General features: G+C 60.3%; 16 protein-coding genes. 9 read left to right on the top strand and 7 right to left on the bottom strand.

The genetic code is table 11. The annotated features are described in order from the left end of the window. Position 1: 1 nt before the first annotated feature. The 6 genes from GE543_RS07340 to GE543_RS07315 form a co-directional block, all read right to left on the bottom strand. Positions 2–628 carry a response regulator transcription factor gene (locus GE543_RS07340; RefSeq protein ID WP_003346094.1) on the bottom strand — a complete coding sequence of 209 codons (627 nt, stop codon included), beginning with the start codon at positions 626–628 and terminating at the stop codon, positions 2–4. A 358-nt stretch (positions 629–986) separates the two neighbouring features. Continuing rightward, on the bottom strand, positions 987–1379 hold the full coding sequence (locus tag GE543_RS07335) for a response regulator (RefSeq protein WP_003346092.1): 393 nt from the start codon (positions 1377–1379) through the stop codon (positions 987–989). A 249-nt stretch (positions 1380–1628) separates the two neighbouring features. After that, positions 1629–2960 (bottom strand): deoxyguanosinetriphosphate triphosphohydrolase, encoded by a 1332-nt coding sequence (locus tag GE543_RS07330; protein WP_003392987.1) that lies wholly within the window; start codon positions 2958–2960, stop codon positions 1629–1631. 179 nt (positions 2961–3139) lie between these two features. Next, positions 3140–3496 carry a hypothetical protein gene (locus tag GE543_RS07325; protein ID WP_003346087.1) on the bottom strand — a complete coding sequence of 119 codons (357 nt, stop codon included), beginning with the start codon at positions 3494–3496 and terminating at the stop codon, positions 3140–3142. After that, positions 3493–3885 carry a phage holin family protein gene (locus GE543_RS07320; protein WP_002553117.1) on the bottom strand — a complete coding sequence of 131 codons (393 nt, stop codon included), beginning with the start codon at positions 3883–3885 and terminating at the stop codon, positions 3493–3495. Before GE543_RS07320 ends, GE543_RS07325 begins: the two co-directional genes overlap by 4 nt. 4 nt (positions 3886–3889) lie before the next feature. Beyond that, entirely contained in the window at positions 3890–4204 is a 315-nt protein-coding gene (locus tag GE543_RS07315) for a YqjD family protein (RefSeq protein WP_153221103.1), read from the bottom strand. Between the two features lie 247 nt (positions 4205–4451). On the opposite strand from GE543_RS07315, the gene GE543_RS07310 reads away from it, so the two are divergent. The 8 genes from GE543_RS07310 to pcaC all read left to right on the top strand — a co-directional run bounded on the left by GE543_RS07310 (position 4452) and on the right by pcaC (position 11468). Next, on the top strand, positions 4452–5522 hold the full coding sequence (locus GE543_RS07310; protein ID WP_153221102.1) for an acyltransferase: 1071 nt from the start codon (positions 4452–4454) through the stop codon (positions 5520–5522). A gap of 57 nt (positions 5523–5579) precedes the next feature. After that, positions 5580–5822: a glutaredoxin family protein gene (locus tag GE543_RS07305; protein ID WP_032698229.1), complete on the top strand. Its 243-nt coding sequence runs from the start codon at positions 5580–5582 to the stop codon at positions 5820–5822. Between the two features lie 36 nt (positions 5823–5858). Further along, positions 5859–6779 carry a pca operon transcription factor PcaQ gene (gene pcaQ / locus GE543_RS07300; protein WP_003366937.1) on the top strand — a complete coding sequence of 307 codons (921 nt, stop codon included), beginning with the start codon at positions 5859–5861 and terminating at the stop codon, positions 6777–6779. Positions 6780–6916: 137 nt separating this feature from the next. Then, positions 6917–7636, top strand: a complete 720-nt coding sequence (gene pcaH, locus GE543_RS07295) for a protocatechuate 3,4-dioxygenase subunit beta (RefSeq protein ID WP_003416184.1) — start codon at positions 6917–6919, stop codon at positions 7634–7636. An 11-nt stretch (positions 7637–7647) separates the two neighbouring features. Then, entirely contained in the window at positions 7648–8250 is a 603-nt protein-coding gene (pcaG, locus tag GE543_RS07290; protein WP_153221101.1) for a protocatechuate 3,4-dioxygenase subunit alpha, read from the top strand. A gap of 87 nt (positions 8251–8337) precedes the next feature. Next, positions 8338–9687, top strand: a complete 1350-nt coding sequence (locus GE543_RS07285) for an MFS transporter (RefSeq protein WP_003416186.1) — start codon at positions 8338–8340, stop codon at positions 9685–9687. A gap of 24 nt (positions 9688–9711) precedes the next feature. Beyond that, complete coding sequence (locus GE543_RS07280; RefSeq protein WP_371927113.1) at positions 9712–11073, top strand: 3-carboxy-cis,cis-muconate cycloisomerase; 1362 nt, start codon at positions 9712–9714, stop codon at positions 11071–11073. Continuing rightward, positions 11070–11468 (top strand): 4-carboxymuconolactone decarboxylase, encoded by a 399-nt coding sequence (gene pcaC / locus GE543_RS07275; RefSeq protein ID WP_003315610.1) that lies wholly within the window; start codon positions 11070–11072, stop codon positions 11466–11468. Before GE543_RS07280 ends, pcaC begins: the two co-directional genes overlap by 4 nt. A 58-nt stretch (positions 11469–11526) precedes the next feature. On the opposite strand, the gene GE543_RS07270 is transcribed toward pcaC, so the two are convergent. Next, complete coding sequence (locus GE543_RS07270; RefSeq protein WP_153221100.1) at positions 11527–12783, bottom strand: OprD family porin; 1257 nt, start codon at positions 12781–12783, stop codon at positions 11527–11529. A 246-nt stretch (positions 12784–13029) separates the two neighbouring features. On the opposite strand from GE543_RS07270, the gene GE543_RS07265 reads away from it, so the two are divergent. Continuing rightward, positions 13030–13917, top strand: a complete 888-nt coding sequence (locus tag GE543_RS07265; RefSeq protein ID WP_153221099.1) for a DMT family transporter — start codon at positions 13030–13032, stop codon at positions 13915–13917. Positions 13918–14231: the final 314 nt, after the last annotated feature.

Here is a 14231-nt window from a genome sequence, read left to right as displayed (position 1 = left end):
CTCACACTAGCGCGTTGCGTTTTGCCATCTCGATAAGTTCTACCAAGGTTCTGGTTTTCAGTTTTTGCATAAGCCGCGTTTTGTAAGTACTGACGGTTTTGTTACTGAGAAACATGCCCTTGGCTATTTCCTTGTTGGAACGGCCCTGGGCAAATAACTGCAATACCATCAGTTCGCGGTCATTGACCAACTTGAACAGCTCCAGCTCGTTGGTCTGACCCTCTTCACGAACTGCGCACGTCAACGCCTGACTGGGAAAGTAATTGTAGCCGGATAATACCGCTTTCACCGAACTGAGCAGTTCGCTAAGGTCTTCCTGCTTGCACACATAACCCGAGGCACCCGATTGCATGCAGCGAATGGCAAACAGGTTGGGGGTCTGCGACGTCAGCACCAGAATCTTGGAGGGCAGCCCCATCGTATTGAAGCGCGCCAGCACCTCGAGGCCGTCAAGCTTGGGAATGCTGATGTCGAGGATGATCAGGTCAGGCATGCATTCACGCACCATCTGCATGGCGTCGACACCGTTATCGGTTTCGCCGACCACCTCATAATTTTCGTTCTCCAGAAGCATTCTGACCGCCATCCGGATGACCGGATGATCGTCGATGATAAAAACTGAGTTCATATTCCATTCCATAACAAGCAGTGAAGAAAGCGCGCACCTTAGCTCAGATGTTCGGGCAGGCACATAAAGAGACTTGCTCGGCAGGCATATATAGGAAAAGTCCTACAAAAATTAGCGTATCGGAGTACGTAAAAGCCTACGTAGAACATAACTGTGTTTAAACGTTAACGCTTATTTCAATGTGTGTTTGGCAAATGATGCGTCGGGTGTTTATTACTTTCTGGAATCATCATTCATGTTGACTGATGATTTCCTACGCATCTGAACGTCGAATTTAATCGTTCCAGTTTGCCGGTGTCTGGCATGTATCTGTTTTTGCCCGGTATATCTCAAGCCGGATAAAGCCGGCTGGCCGACGTCAGTCAACGAGGTGCCCCAGCAGGCGACTGAGGTCGGGCCCGTGCAGGGGCTTGCTCAGGCAGCCGAGCAGGGGCAGATCGCGCTGCAGGGCGAGTTGCTGCAGGTTTTCAAGCTGTGTGTCCGGCAAGCCGCTGAGCAGAATGGCCTGGCGCAGCCAGCCGTGTCGGGCTGCCTCGTCGATCAGGTCGAGGCCTGACATGTCCGGCAGGCACTGATCGCACAGCACAAGCCCGTAGGGTTCGGCACTGCGTTGCATGGCGGCCATGGCCTCGGCAGCCGTCAGGACGGGCGTCAGCAGGAAGTAGCCATGGTTGTTGAGCAGCACCTCAGTGGCAATCAGTTGAAACGGGTGATCTTCCACCAGAAGGATGCGCAGGCTATGTGTGGACATGAGCGTTCCGGAAAAGCCCTGGCGAGGCGTTCAGGCATCGGCAGGCGGCGTGCGGACCCGTGAGTATCGCAGGCGGATGGATAACGTGCCGGATGGCAGTTGAAGTGGCTGGAATTATTGAGGGATGCAAGAAAAGCTGCGATAGGACTCGTCTGACATGCATGTAGGGCCTGTCTGAGTTTTGCGAGGCAATCAGTCTGACCAGCCTTTTGCCTGCATCCGTTCAGGCAGCGGGCGGGTCGATGGAAGCTATATCTGTCCGGAGCGGCCGGTCATTTCCCGGGCCATTTCGCTGGCGTAGCTGTCGGTCATGCCCGCGATGAAGTCGATCATGCGCAGGAACGAGGCATGCAGCGGTGCCTTGGGATCGGGCGCGCTGTTACCCAGCAAGTCGAGGATGCGTCGATGCTTGAACGACGGCGTCCTGCCGCCAAACTGTTCGACGGCCGCGCCGCAGAATGCGTTGAGGAGGATCTCCAGCGTGGTGTAGGCACCGATTTCATGCAGTGTCTTGCGCTTGTCCTGAAAGATTTTCTTGCGCGCCATGTCCTTGGCGTTGAGCACACAGCGTTTGGCCGGGCCGTGCATGTGCTCGACCAGGTCGCCAGGCAGGGTGCCGGCCAGCAAGGCGTCCTGCTGCTCGACGAAGGCTCTGGCGGCCGCGTTGGTCAAGTGCTCGATGGCCTTGCCACGCAGGATTGCCAGTTTGCGCCGTCGTGAGTCGCCCGGACCCAGTTGCCGGTAGGTTTCCGGCAGATCATCGCCGACCAGCCCGAGCAAAAGCGATTCCACTTCCGCGTAGTTGAGCAGGTCCATCTCCAGGCCGTCTTCCAGGTCGATCAGGGCGTAACAGATGTCGTCGGCGGCTTCCATCAGATACACCAGCGGATGACGCGCCCAGCGCTGGTCTTCGAGTTGCGGCAAACCCAGCTTGCCGGCGATCTGCTCAAGGATCGGCAGTTCGCTCTGATAGCAGCCGAACTTGTGCTTCTTGTAGCCCAGCGAGTCCGCGTGGCGGGCGGTCCACGGGTATTTGAGGTAAGTGCCCAGTGTGGCGTAGGTGAGGCGAGTGCCGCCGTCGAACTGGTGGTATTCCAGCTGCGTCAGCACCCTGAATCCCTGGGCATTACCTTCGAAATTGAGAAAGTCATTACGCTCGGTATCGCTCATCGCGTCGAGCCAGCCACGCCCGGCGGCTTGATTGAACCAGTTGCGAATTGCATCTTCGCCCGAGTGACCGAACGGCGGATTGCCGATGTCGTGGGCCAGACAGGCCGATTGCACAACCATGCCCAGGTCGCTGGGGTCGCACCATTCAGGCAGGGCAGAGCGCAGCGTTTCGCCGACGCGCATCCCCAGCGAACGGCCGACACAACTGACTTCCAGTGAATGGGTCAGGCGCGTATGGATATGATCGTTGCTGGACACCGGATGCACCTGGGTCTTGCGTCCCAGGCGGCGGAAGGCCCCGGAAAAGATGATCCGGTCATGGTCCTTGTGAAACGGACTGCGCCCCAGTTCCTCGGGGCTGTGCAGGGTCTTGCCCAGTCGTTCGCGGTTAAGCAGCGTTTGCCAATCCAATGCGTTCACTCCGTCAGTAATTGGGGCGTAGCTTCCCGGTTCGACACGCCTGCCGCAAGGGCCGCATCGATGAGAACAGGCCCCATGGAAAAACAAATGCCTGCTCCGGAAAACCTGAGCAGGCATTTGTATTAAGGCCAGTACCGTCAGGCCAGGATCATGCTAGACGCGTGGCGCAATCAGACTTTGCGATTGCGATTCTGCAGGGCGCGCGCTTGCATGGCGACCTTGACCACCGGCGTCAGCGTGATGCCCAGCTTCAACAGGCGTCCCAGCAGGCTGGTACGTCCGGTCTTGGCACGTTTGCCGCTCAGGAAGCCCAGCAGGGCAACCGAGCCCACGCCCCAGAGCGGCGCGTGGCGAAAGCCCAGCGCGCTTTTCCAGTCATGGCGGATGCCGCGAAAGCGTTGCAACGGCTGCATCAGTTGCGTCGATTCGTGGCGAATTTCCTGGCGGTGCATTTCCATGCGCAGGCGAATCAATGCCTTGCGCAGTTCTCGACGCGTATTGCTCTGGTGCGACTTGGGTTCACTCATGGCATCAATCGCTCACGGTCATTGGCCAGTTCTTCGAGGGTCGCATGGAAGGGCGAAGACTCGTCGAAGATCGCTGCCTTGAGGCGCAATCCACAAAAGATCGCGGCCAGCAGGTAAAACGTACACAGGCCGACGATGCCCGCCAGGCGATAACTGTCCCACAGAACGATCAGCAGCAAGGCCGAGAGCCCGGTGAGCAGCAGCAGGCCGAAAACCAGTGCCAGACCGGCGAACAGCAGCAGGCTGACGGTTCGCGCTTTCTGTTCCTGCAATTCAATGCCGAACAGCTCGACGTGAGTGTGCAACAGGCCAAGGAAGGCAGCGCCCAGGCGCCGCGGTGAAGAGCCCGGAGTTCCCTCGGGCGGTGCTGATTCCGTTCCCAGAGTCATGATGTTAGCGCCTTGTAGCCAGCAGACCGATCAGAAAGCCGACACCTGCGGCGATACCGACGGACTGCCAGGGGTTGTTCTGAACGTAATCTTCGGTGGCGACCACTGCCGCTTCACCGCGCTCGCGCAACGAATCTTCGGTGGTCTTCAGGGTTTCCTTGGCGCGCAGCAGGCTTTCGCGGATCTGGGCGCGCAATTCATCGGCCTGATCACCCGCGAGAGAGGCGGTATGCGCCAGCAATTTCTCAGTGTCGGCAACCAGTACCTGGACGTCGGCTCTCAGGATTTCCTGAGCATTCTGTGCAGTTTCGCGGGCCATGATGTTCTCCGTTTGGTGGGCGTATGAATGTTTCGAGTACAGGTGATTCCTGAAGGTTCACTTCGATTGGCGTATCGTGTTCGATCAGGCTTTACACTGCCGCTGCACCTTACTCCAAAAGTATCTGCCAGGAAAAACCGCAACCACTGGAAGATTGGGGTTCCGTATTTCTGGCCATTGGCTATGCTCCACACGCGTGACCACGGGATGGCCTGGCGCGCGCGACATCCGTTGAATGGAGAGAGGCATGGAGCGGCTGTATTCCCTGCAGGGGCTCAGGGGCGTAGCAGTCCTTGGCGTTGTGTTGTTTCACATGATGTCGGTAGAGAGCAAGTTTTCCGGTGGCGATATCCTTCTGCCGCCCTGGCTCGATTTTTTTCAGTTGGGCGTCGATCTGTTCTTCGTCATCAGCGGATTCGTCATGGTGATTGTCAGCCGTGGCCGTTTTCAGAGCGCAATCGAAGCCCAGCGCTTTCTGTTCAATCGGGTATCGCGGATCTATCCCACGTACTGGTTGTACTTTTTCATCACCCTGGCGGTTTATCTGGTGCAGCCGGGCATGGTCAACAGCGGGCATGGCTCGTCCAATCTGATCATGTCGTTCCTGCTGTTGCCCAACGACAAGGTGCTGCTGGTGATGGTGGCCTGGTCGCTGCTGTTCGAACTGTGGTTCTACGTGGTGTTCTCCGGTTTCCTGCTGTTTCGCGAGCGCAGTCTGCCGTTTCTGCTCGGCGGCTGGTGTCTGATCATCGTGGCGTTCAACACGCTGGCAAACTGGCAGGACTATTCCCCGGCAGTGAAGATCATCCTGCATCCCTATGCCCTCGAGTTCATGCTGGGCGCCGCGCTGGCCTTGTTCTTTTACGGTCGCCACAGTGCCCGCGTGCCGACTGCTGCGGTCTGGTTACTGCTCGGTGTCGCGTTGTTGGCGGCGGTGCCCCTGATCGGCTATTACCGGCTGTATGAGAGTCAGGGGCTGCTGCGCATGCTCATGGTCGGCGGCACATTCGGCGTACTGGTGTTGACGCTGGCCTTGCTCGAACGACGTCGACATCTGCGGGTGCCGGTGTTTCTGGTTGCCGTGGGCGATATGTCCTACACGATCTATCTGTCTCATCTGCTGGTGCTGGGGGTGATCGGCAGGGTCTGGAGTCTGGTGGGAGCCTGGCCCGAAAGCTACCTGGACAACCTGTTTTTCGCGCTGCTGATGATGGCTGCGGCGGTGTGCTATGGCTGGGTCGGTTATCGTTGTTTCGAGAAACCGGTACTGGATCGCGCCAATGCGTTCAGCAAGGCGCATTTCCGGGTGTCGACGTGATCCCGGTGCGCGCCTAGAATAATTTCCGCTCACCGAGGATTCGCCGAGGATCGACCCATGCCCCCCGAATGCCAGCTGTTCAGCACCCCGGGATGCCCGCTGTGCGAGGTTGCCGAAGCGGTTTTACTGCCGTTCGCCATCGAACACGGCCTGCTGGTTGAGCTGGTCGACATCTGCGAGGATGAGCAACTGCTTGAACGCTACGAGTTGCGCGTTCCTGTGTTGCGGCGAGTTGACACCGGCGACGAGTTGGACTGGCCATTTGACGCGCCTCAAGTGGCGTCGTTTCTGAGTCGTTGAGCTGCATTCCCTTTCATTTACCGGACACGACGCGCAGTGAATATCGATACACGCATCAAATTTCGCCATCTGGTCTGCTTTCTCGAAGTGGCCCGGCAGGGCAGTCTGGCGCGTGCTTCCGACGTTCTGGCGATCAGTCAGCCGGCGCTGTCGAAAAGTCTCAAAGAGCTGGAAACCCTGCTCGACACTACGTTATTCGTGCGCAGCAAGAGCGGCGCGGCACTCACCGAAGCAGGCGTGGCATTCATGCGCTTTGCCGGGCCCAGCGTGCAGGCTCTGCGCGAGGGCGTCAGCAGCCTGCGCTCGGGTGAGCATGACACGGTCACTGCACGACTGGGCGTACTGTCGACGGCCGAAAGCCTGTTGGTGCCCGAGGTGGTTCATCGCCTGCACCAGCGGCACCCGGCGCTGATCGTCAGTGTGATGACCGGGCCCAGTGCCTATCTGCTGTCGCAATTGAGGGTAGGGGAGCTGGATCTGGTGGTCGGGCGCATGACGGACAGTCCGCAGATTCAGGGCCTGACGTTCGAGCACCTGTACAACGAGTCGATGACGCTGGTGGTGCGCAGCGATCACCCGTTGCTGGCCGCGCCGCTCAAGCCCGAAAGCCTGGAGCAATTCCCGCTGGTCTTGCCGCTGGCAGGCACGACCATCCGCAAGTTTGCCGACAGCCTGTTCGTGCAGTGCGGTATCCGCATGCCGCGTCAACGCCTTGAAACCCTTTCGCTCACCCTCAGCCGCCGCTATGTGCAGTGCAGCGATGCGGTGTGGATCGCGCCACTGGATGCCGTGTCGCTGGAGTTGAAAGGCGGCACACTGGTCGAGCTGGATATGGGTATCCGTGAGCCGGGCGGCTCGGTCGGTTTGTGCAGCAACCCGGCCTTGCCACTCACGCGCGCAGCGCAGTGGTGCGTGGACGAGCTGCGGAGTCTTGGAGAGGCCTATCGCAATGTCTAGCATCCATAACCAAACGGTTATGGATAATCGGGTTTATTTCAGTTCTCTATAAGCATGGATCGCGCGACACTTCGCCGCAGCCTGTAGCGCATGTGATCGACGCCTGCGCGCCCCATAAGAAAAACGAGGAGAACGCCATGTCTGCCGCGGACAACAGCCGCTTCGTCATTCGTGACCGAAACTGGCATCCAAAAGCTCTCACCCCTGATTACAAGACCTCGATCCTGCGCTCGCCGCGTCAGGCGCTGGTCAGTATCCCGCAGTCCATTTCCGAAACCACCGGCCCGGATTTCTCGCATTTGAAATTCGGCCAGCACGATAACGACCTGCTGCTCAATTTCAACAACGGTGGGCTGCCCATCGGCGAGCGTATCCTGCTGGCCGGGCGGGTCTGCGATCAGTACGGAAAGCCGATCCCGCACACGTTGGTGGAGATCTGGCAGGCCAACGCCGGCGGGCGTTATCGCCATAAGCGCGATGCTTATCTGGCGCCCATCGATCCCAATTTCGGCGGCGTCGGACGTGCACTGACCGACAGTGAAGGCAATTACAGCTTCCGTACCGTCAAGCCAGGGCCTTACCCATGGCGCAACGGTCCCAACGACTGGCGCCCGGCGCACATTCATGTGTCGATCAGCGGGCCGTCGATTGCCACACGCCTGATCACCCAGTTGTATTTCGAAGGCGATCCGCTGATTCCGATCTGTCCGATCGTCAAGGCCATCGCCAACCCGGACGCCGTGCAGAGCCTGATTGCCAGGCTCGACCTGGGCCTGGGCAATCCGATGGATTGCCTGGCGTATCGCTTTGATATCGTGTTGCGCGGCCAGCGCAAGACTCACTTCGAAAACTGCTGAGGAGGCCCGACATGCCCGTTCAATTACTGCAGGAAACCCCTTCGCAAACCGCTGGCCCTTACGTTCACATCGGTCTTGCACCACAGGTGGCCGGCAACCCGCCCCGCGAGCTGGAAATCTGGAACGAGATGGCCAGGCCCGAGGCGCCCGGCGAGCACATCGTATTGCTGGGCAACGTCTTCGATGGCAACGGTCACCTGATCCGTGATGCCTACCTGGAGTTCTGGCAGGCGGATCATCAGGGTGCGTATCACAGCGAATTCGACCCGGACAGGCCGTTCAACGGCTTTGGTCGCACGGCTACCACGGACGATGGCCAATGGATCCTCAAGACCATCAAGCCAGGCTCGGCGCGCAATGCGGCGGGCGTGCCGATGGCGGCGCACATCAATGTTTCGCTGTTTGCGCGGGGCATCAATATTCATCTGCAGACGCGGTTGTATTTCGACGACGAAGCCCAGGCGAATGCGCAGGACCCGGTGCTCAATCTGATCGAGCAGCCCCCGCGCCGCGAAACCCTGGTGGCACGCCGTTGCACGCACGAGGGGCAGACGGCCTATCGTTTTGATATCCGCGTACAGGGTGAGGGCGAGACAGTGTTTTTCGATTTCTGAATCGCTTGTCGATTCAGCAATCAATGTGCGTGCGTTTCAAGGCGCCTGCATCGGCAGGCGACCCTATAAAAATAAAAGGACATCTCCATGACGCTTTCCGCCGGCAGCCCCGCGCCGAGTACGCTCGACGTTCAGGCCTTCATCAATGCGCAACCGCTGTCCAGGTATCAGTGGCGAGTGGTTGCGCTGTGTTTTCTGATCGTGTTTCTCGACGGCCTCGATACTGCCGCGATGGGCTTCATTGCTCCCGCGCTCAGCCAGGATTGGGGGATCGATCGGGCCAGCCTGGGGCCGGTGATGAGCGCCGCGCTGATCGGCATGGTGTTCGGCGCGCTGGGTTCCGGCCCGTTGGCCGACCGCTTCGGGCGCAAGGTGGTGCTGGTGGTCGCGGTGTTGCTGTTCGGTCTTTTCAGCCTGGCCTCAGCCTACAGCAGCAACATTGATCAATTGCTGGTACTGCGCCTGTTGACCGGGCTGGGGCTTGGCGCGGCGATGCCCAACGCCACCACCTTGCTGTCGGAATACACCCCCGAGCGGCTCAAGTCGTTGTTGGTGACGAGCATGTTCTGCGGTTTCAATTTGGGCATGGCGTGCGGCGGTTTTGTATCAGCCAAACTGATCCCCAGCATGGGCTGGCATAGCCTGCTGATGCTGGGCGGTATTCTGCCCCTCCTGCTGGGGTTGGTGCTGATGGTCTGGCTGCCGGAGTCGGCGCGGTTTCTGGTGGTACGCAATCGCGGTGCAGAGCGGATCCGCAAGGTGCTGGCACCGATTGCGCCAAAGGCGCTGGCCGGCATCACTGATTTCAGCGTTCCCGAGCAGAAAACCGTCAGCAGCCGTAATGTGCTGAAAGTGATTTTCTCCGGCAACTACAGTGCCGGCACGCTGTTGCTGTGGCTGACGTATTTCATGGGTCTGGTCATCGTCTACCTGCTGACCAGCTGGCTGCCGACGCTGATGCGCGACAGCGGCGCGAGCATGGAGCAGTCGGCCTTCATCGGCGCGCTGTTTCAGTTCGGCGGGGTGTTGAGTGCTGTAGGCGTGGGCTGGGCGATGGATCGTTACAACCCGCACAAGGTCATTGGTTGTGCCTACGCACTGGCGGGGGTGTTCGCCTGGCTGGTCGGGCAGAGTCTGGGTAACGTCGCGCTGTTGGCGACACTGGTGCTGCTGGCCGGCATGTGCATCAACGGCGCGCAGTCGGCAATGCCGTCGCTGGCAGCGCGTTTTTACCCCACTCAGGGGCGTGCCACGGGCGTGTCGTGGATGCTCGGGATCGGCCGTTTCGGCGCCATTCTCGGCGCCTGGGCCGGTGCCACGCTGCTGGGCCTGGGCTGGACGTTCGAGCAGGTGCTGACCGCGCTGGTAGTCCCGGCGGCGCTGGCCGCGATAGCGGTGCTGATCAAGGGCTGGGTCAGTCATTCGGACGCTACCTGAAACCTTTCAATCTGGAGTGGTGATGTGAACAGAGCGAGCAATCAACTTTTCGATGCCTACTTCATGCAACCCGAAATGCGCGAGATCTTTTCCGATGAAGGCCGGGTGCAGGGCATGCTCGATTTCGAGGCTGCGCTGGCTCGGGCACAGGCACGCGTCGGCCTGATCCCGCCCGAGGTGGTCGCCGACATCGAGCTGAGCTGCGACGCACGGCTGTTCGATTTCGACGCGCTGGCAATTGCCATCGGCAGTGCCGGCAATTCGGCGATTCCGCTGGTCAAGGCGCTGGGCAAACAGATTGCCGCACGCAGCGCTGAAGCCGAGCGCTACGTGCACATGGGCGCGACCAGTCAGGATGTGATGGACAGCGGGCTGGTCCTGCAACTGCGTCGAGCCATCGTGCTGCTTGAGCGTGACCTCACCCGACTGGCCGATGCGATGGCTGAGCAGGCACAGCGTCATGCCGGCACGCCGCTGGCCGGACGCACCTGGCTGCAGCAGGCCACGCCGGTCACCCTGGGGATGAAAATCGCCGGCTGGCTGGGCGCAGTCACTCGCCATCGACAGCGCTTGAACGAGATCAAACCGCGCCTGCTGTGCCTGCAGTTCGGTGGTGCGTCCGGCAGCCTCGCGGCGCTGGGCGATCAGGCCTTCTCGGTGGCCGAAGCGCTGGCCGATGAGTTGCAGCTGGCGCTGCCCGAGCAGCCCTGGCACACCCAGCGCGACCGACTGGTGGAGTTTGCCGGTCTGCTGGGCCTGATCGCCGGCAGTCTCGGCAAGCTGGGGCGCGATGTGAGCCTGCTGATGCAGACCGAAGTTGGCGAGGCTTTCGAGCCTTCGGCACCGGGCAAGGGCGGATCTTCGACCATGCCGCACAAGCGCAACCCGGTCGGCGCTGCGGTCATGATCAGCACCGCGACTCGCGCACCGGGGCTGGTGGCCACCATGCTGGCGGCCATGCCGCAGGAGCACGAACGCAGTCTGGGCCTGTGGCATGCCGAGTGGGAGACCTTGCCGGAACTGTGCTGTCTGGTCTCCGGTTCGCTGCAGCAGGCGTTGCAGGTGATACCTGGTCTGCAGGTCGATGCCGAGCGCATGGCGATCAATTTGCAATCCACCAAAGGCCTGGTTCTCGCCGAGGCAGTGAGCATTGCGCTGGCTCAGCGCATCGGGCGCGATGCTGCCCACCATCTTGTAGAGCAGTGCTGCCGGCGTGCGGTGGAGCAGGGCGCGCATTTGCGTCGGGTGCTCGGCGAAACCCCGCAGGTCAGCGAGCAGTTTTCTTCTGACGAGCTGGATCGTCTGCTCGATCCGGCTCACTACCTTGGCCAGGCTCGCCATTGGGTCGAGCGCGCCGTGGCCGAACACACAAGGATTTCCCGATGACCGAAGACGAACGTTACGAAGCCGGCATGCAGGTGCGCCGCGCGGTGCTGGGCGATGCGCATGTCGATAACAGCCTGAGCAAACTGACGCCGTTCAATGAAGAATTCCAGGAGATGATCACTCGCCACGCCTGGGGTGATATCTGGACGCGTCCGGGGTTGCCGCGCCATACGCGCAGCCTGATCACCATCGCGATGCTGATCGGCATGAATCGCGAAGGCGAATTGCGCCTGCACCTCAAGGCCGCGAAAAACAATGGCGTGACCCGTGAGGAAATCAAGGAAGTGCTGATGCAGAGCGCGATCTACTGCGGCATTCCGGCGGCGAATGCGACGTTCCACCTGGCTGAAGCGGTGTGGGATGAAATGGGCGTGGAGTCATTGCAGGACAATTGAGAGCGGTGATCGAGAACGCCGCCGCAGCGCCCTCGGCCACGGCGGCGTCCTGTTCGGATCAGAGCAGCGACAGCGGGTAGCTGACGATCAGGCGGTTTTCGTCGAACTGGTTGGTGTTGTAGTCGCGGCGCATGGTGGAGTTGCGCCATTTGACTGACAGGCTTTTGAACGCGCCGTTCTGGAATACATAAGCCAGCTCGGTTTCACGTGCCCACTCTTCGCCGTCGGTGATGGTGCCGGTGTGCACGTTTTCGCCGCTGATGTAGCGGTTCATCAGGGTCAGGCCGGGTACGCCCAGAGCTGCGAAATCATAGTCGTGGCGCAACTGCCAGGACTTCTCCCTGGCGTTGTCGAAGCTGGAGTTGTAACTGTCGTTGGCCAAGGTCCCGCCACTGGTACCGTTGACGCGCATCCAGGCGCTGTCGCCGCTGACTTTCTGCAGGCCCACATAAAAGGTGTTGCCACCGTGCCGTGCCGAAAGCAGCGCTGACCAGGTCTTGTTGTCCAGATCGCCGGCCAGCGACTGACCGTCGTCCTTGCCCTGGAAGTAGCCAAGGTTGGCCCCCAGCGTCCAGCTGCCCAACGGCTGGCTGTGCAGCAGGTTGAAATATTGCTGGTGGTAGATGTCTTCAAGCTCGGCGTACCACACGCCGACCTGGGTGCGCTTTTCGTTGAACACGTACTCGCCGCCGCCAAAGTTGAAACGGTCGGAGGTGAACGCGGTGCGGCCATTCAGGGACATGTCTTCCATGCTCGCGTCGTTGCGCGGGCTGTTGCCACGGAACTGACCACCGTAGAGGGTCAGGCCGTCGATCTCCTTGGAGGTGATCTGCCCGCCCTGAAAGGTTTGTGGCAGCGAGCGGCCGTCATCCGAGCGCAGGATCGGCAGCACCGGCATCCAATCGCCGACCTTCAATTCGGTCTTCGAGAAGCGCGCCTTGCCGGCCACGGCCAGTCGCCCGAAGTCGTCGGCCGGGCGTCCATCGCTATGGATGGGCAGCAATTGTGTGCCGCCGGTACCCTTGCCGCCGTCCAGCTTGAGCGAGTAGAGGCCCAGCGCGTCGACACCAAAGCCGACGGTGCCTTGGGTGAAGCCGGAGCGGGCGTCGAGGATGAAGTTTTGCGTCCACTCCTCGGCGTAGTTCTGCGCGTTGGCCGGGTCGACGAAGTTGCGGTTGATGTAGAAGTTGCGTAGGTTCAGATTGACCTTGGCGTCTTCGACGAATCCGGCACTCTGGCCGCTGATGGGCGTCAGGCTTGCAGCGACGGCCGCGGACAGACCGCAAAGGAGCTTGCAGGGGGAATTCACGCGCATGGAACAGACCTTTTTTGTAGTTATTGAGTCGTGTAGCTGGCTGTGATAGTGAAATGCCGGAACGCGCCATGCAATTGTGGAACAGTTGTTTCGGGCGATTATCGAACGTTAATGAACCGGTTCGAACATTTTCTGCGAGAAGCCGCAAACGTGTGTGCGATGCTCACGGTTTTGTAGACATGGGTAGCGGGCGCGGGCGCTTTCGGCCACGGCGTCGGGCTGCTGAAACTTGAACAAGGAAGCGCAATGAGCACTGCCAGCACGCCGTTGTCCGGCGTCAATCAACCTCTCAAAGGTATTGGCTTCATTCTTCTGGCGACCTTTCTGTTTGCCAGTCACGACACCCTGTCCAAATACCTGTCCGGCTTCTATCCGATCATTCTGGTGGTGTGGGCGCGTTATGTGGTGCACACACTGCTGATGGCCTGCATCTTCATGCCTTCATCGGGCTTGCGGGTGTTGCGCACCAAGCGTCCTGGCCTGCAGGCCTTGCGCGCACTGGCGTTGCTGGGCACCAGTCTGCTGTTTACCAGCAGCCTGATGTTCATCCCGCAGGCGGAAGCGACGGCGGTCAACTTTCTTGCGCCGTTGCTGGTCACCGCATTATCGGTGCCACTGCTGCACGAGCGTGTGACGCGTGGGCAGTGGATTGCGGTGGTGGTCGGGTTTGTCGGGGTGATGATCATCATTCATCCGGGCGGCGAGCTGTTTACCCCGGCGATTCTGTTGCCGCTGTCGTCGGCCTTGTGTTTTGCGCTGTATCAACTCCTGACGCGGTTGGTCAGTCCGTTCGACAGCCCAACCACCAGCAATTTTTTCGCGGGGCTGTTCAATACCCTGTTGATGAGTGCGTTGGTGCCGTTCTTCTGGGAAGTGCCGGCGCTCAAGCACTTGCCGTTTCTGCTGGCGCTCGGTGCTTGCGGGATGTCTGCGCATTTGCTGCTGACCCAGGCCTTCCGCTTCGCCGCCCCGGCCATGCTTGCGCCGTTCAGTTATTGCCAGATCGTGTTCGCCGGACTGCTGGGCTACCTGGTCTTCGACCACACCCCGTCTCCGACCGCGCAGGCCGGCATCGCCATCATCTGCCTCAGCGGTCTGGCGGCGGCTTGGCAACAGCGGCGCAGGGGTGGGTAATGTGTGGCGCTGAAGGCGCTGATTGACGCCGATGCCAATGTTCAGCGTTGGCATCAGGTGTGTGACGCTCCACGTTACATGGCGGTTTTTCTTTGTCAGGCGGATTGGGGTTCGGCTCAGGTCACCTTTTCGCCCCTCGGCGACTTACTTTGATGGGGCCAAAGTAAGCAAACCCCCTGGCTCCGTTTCCGGCCCGAGTTCGTCGGGTTCCTTCGCCCTCTCACTGATCCGGGGGTCGCCGCAACGGGCCCTCCATGGCCCGGTGCGGCTAACTAGGCGGCCTGCCGAGTTACCCCCGGATCAGCGTTACGACT

Origin of the sequence: Pseudomonas sp. SZ57, from assembly GCF_009495975.1 — a bacterium.
GTDB classification, from domain to species: Bacteria; Pseudomonadota; Gammaproteobacteria; order Pseudomonadales; family Pseudomonadaceae; genus Aquipseudomonas; species Aquipseudomonas syringae.
The sequence above is the reverse complement of the archived record's forward strand: the minus strand, read 5'-3'. Positions and strand labels throughout refer to the sequence as shown.